The following is a 3000-nucleotide window of genomic DNA, read 5'->3' as shown; positions in this document are numbered from 1 at the left end:
GCTAATGAAACTAGAGATGGTCAATGGCCATTTGCAACTATTTTGAGTTGTATTGATAGTAGAACTTCGGCAGAACTAATTTTTGATCAAGGTCTAGGCGATGTTTTTTCGGTAAGAATTGCTGGAAATATTGTAAACACAGATATATTAGGAAGTATGGAATTTGCTTGTAAAGTAGCAGGTTCAAAGTTAATTGTAGTGTTAGGACACACAAAATGTGGCGCAGTAAAAGGGGCTTGTGATCACGTTGAAATGGGTAACTTAACAGAACTCTTATCAAAAATTCAACCCGCTGTTTATGAAGAAAAAGTAACTTCTGACAATAGAACTTCAAAAAACGGACCTTTTGTAGAAAATGTTGCTCAAATTAATGTAAAACGAAGCGTAAAGAATATCATTGAAAGAAGTTTTGTCTTAGAACGAATGCTAGAAGCAGGACAAATAGGTATTGTAGGAGCAATGCACGATATTGAAACAGGATTAGTAACTTTTTATGAAGATGTTCAATATATAAAGGATGATTTAAACCCAGAATTTACAGTTGCCGAACTTAGACATTAAACAATAAAATTATTAAAGCTATCATTTCAAAAAAAGTAAAAGAAATTGATAGCTTTTTTTTATATTTGGTACCACAAAAAATATTAAAATGGGCGATTTTTATAAAAAAATACTAGATAACAATAAAAAGTGGGTAGAAAATAAATTAGCCATAAGTCCAAATTATTTCAAAAATTTAGCAGACGGACAAAGTCCACCATTATTGTGGATAGGATGTTCAGATAGTCGAGTACCAGCAAATGAAATTATTGGTGCCGAACCTGGTGAAGTATTCGTACATCGAAATATAGCAAATATGGTAGTGCATTCAGACATGAATATGCTAAGTGTTTTAGATTACGCCGTAAACGCATTAAAAGTGAAACATGTAATTGTTTGTGGCCATTATGGATGTGGTGGTGTAAAAGCAGCAATGGGTAATGATTCTATTGGAATTATTGACAATTGGATTCGTCACATAAAAGATGTGTATCGTTTTCATCATGAAGAATTAGACGCTATTATAGATGAAAAAGAACGTTTTAATACGTTTGTAGAAGTTAATGTAAAAGAACAAGTGCTTGATTTAGCTAAAACTTCAATTGTACAAAATGCGTGGAAAAACGGTCAAGAACTTACGTTACACGGTTGGGTTTATGGTCTTAATGATGGTTATGTTACCGATTTAGGCGTAAATTTTAGTTGCGATAAAGATTTAGATGATGTTTACCAGTTAAAATTCTAATCCTCCAAATTTTCATTAAAGGCTGAAGGTAATAATTGAGGTATAAATTTAATTAAAATAGGTAGTAGTAAACTACCTCCAGGAAGTAAAAAAATAGTTAAAGACGGAATTGTTTTACAAATGTCGAGTAGCTGTTTTTTTACTTTCTTTTTTTCTTCTTTTGTTAAATCTTTAGTAGTTGATTGCGCTAAAAGTTGCATCAATTCGCCACTTTCTTTGATTTCTTTTGTCAATCGATCTTTATTTCTGATAATTAGTTTTGTAACGTTTTTGTTCGTATGTTCATAAAAATGCTTGATCGGATTTGAATAATTAAAAAACGGAATTTCTGCTTTGTAGGTTGCTATGAAATGCCGAATTTCAGAATTGCTCTTTTCAAGAATTTGAGCATCAATCTTCAATACATTGCTTATATTTTCTAAAAAACTATTTTCATCAGCTTCTAATTGTTGATCACTCCAAAGCGCCATTTGAGCAATATCTAAAAGATATAATTTTTCTAATATTTCGTTATATTTTGTTAACTTAAGATCAGTAAACTCAATAGAATCAATAGTTGTAAATTTTGTATATCGAATGGAGTTTTCAAATAATTTCACTAATAATTCATCATATTGTGATTTATTTTGTTTGATATTTAATGCAAAGGATATGATTTTTATACAATCTGATTCTATGTTTTTTAAATAATCATTGGGTAAATTATCGTTTTTTAAATAATAGTGAAAAGCCAATACATCAATAAACAACAAAGCATTAGTTATAATATGTGAAAAGTTTTTACTAATGCTATTCTGATTGGTTTGAATGCGACCGTCAATTACTTTTTCTAATCGGGAGCTGCGAGTACCTTCGGGTAGTATTTTTTTGATAAAATTCAGGTTTTCAGGCTGAATAATTTTGTAAAACTCATAAACCAACTCAATAAAATCTTTTGTATTGCCTTTTTGGTTTTCAAGCAAATAAACTGAGAATAATGTATTTAAAAAACCAACTTTAGTAATTTCATCATAAGACCATTTTGATGTATTTAGAGGCGCTTTTAATTGAAAATTGACTACATAACCATAAATAAAACCAGTTGTTCTACAACTTTCATAGAATGACACATAATTACTTTTAAAATCAATGAAATTATCCTGATTTTCAGTAAAAAACTTATCAATCCATCCGTTGGTAGAAGGGTTTATCATTTTTTTAGTTTTTCTTTTAAATAAGTTCCTGTTACCGAATTCTTGTTTTTAGCCACTTCTTCCGGTGTGCCAAAAGCTATTAATTTACCACCATTTTCACCTCCTTCAGGGCCAATATCTAAAATATAATCGGCACATTTGATAAGGTCTAAATTATGTTCAATTACAATGATTGAATGTCCTTTTTCTAATAAGGCATCAAACGAAGCTAATAATTTCTTGATATCATGAAAATGCAATCCTGTTGTGGGTTCGTCAAAAACGAATAAGGCTTTGTCTTTTATTGTTCCTTTCACTAAAAAAGAGGCTAATTTAATACGTTGTGCTTCGCCTCCAGAAAGGGTAGAAGAGGACTGACCTAATTGCACATAACCCAAACCTACATCTTGTAAAGGTTGTAATTTTTGGGTAATTTTTGTCTGTTTCTGTTCCGTGAAGAATGATAGCGCTTCGTCAATAGTCATTTTTAGAATGTTGTCAATATTCTTTCCTTCAAAAGTAACTTCTAAAACTTCTTTTTTG

The 3000-nt window shown here is 30.4% G+C and carries 4 protein-coding genes; 2 read left to right on the top strand and 2 right to left on the bottom strand.

The genetic code is table 11. The annotated features are described in order from the left end of the window. Together ACIQZC_RS10445 and can are read left to right on the top strand one after the other, a co-directional pair. Positions 1–561: carbonic anhydrase (locus ACIQZC_RS10445; protein ID WP_396139163.1), on the top strand; the 561-nt coding region annotated here is incomplete at its 5' end. 88 nt (positions 562–649) lie between these two features. Then, positions 650–1285 carry a carbonate dehydratase gene (can, locus tag ACIQZC_RS10440; RefSeq protein ID WP_396139162.1) on the top strand — a complete coding sequence of 212 codons (636 nt, stop codon included), beginning with the start codon at positions 650–652 and terminating at the stop codon, positions 1283–1285. Here the strand turns inward: can and ACIQZC_RS10435 are convergent. Both ACIQZC_RS10435 and ACIQZC_RS10430 read right to left on the bottom strand, forming a co-directional pair. Continuing rightward, complete coding sequence (locus ACIQZC_RS10435; protein WP_396139161.1) at positions 1282–2478, bottom strand: LETM1-related biofilm-associated protein; 1197 nt, start codon at positions 2476–2478, stop codon at positions 1282–1284. The two genes, can and ACIQZC_RS10435, sit on opposite strands and share 4 nt — an antisense overlap. Further along, positions 2475–3000 (bottom strand): ATP-binding cassette domain-containing protein (locus tag ACIQZC_RS10430; RefSeq protein WP_396139160.1); only part of this gene is annotated, 526 nt, incomplete at its 5' end. The genes ACIQZC_RS10435 and ACIQZC_RS10430, both read right to left, overlap by 4 nt.

The sequence above is a fragment of the Flavobacterium sp. genome (assembly GCF_044338735.1).
GTDB lineage: Bacteria > Bacteroidota > Bacteroidia > Flavobacteriales > Flavobacteriaceae > Flavobacterium.
Note: the sequence above shows the minus strand (reverse complement) of the source record. Positions and strands in the feature narration are given on the sequence as shown.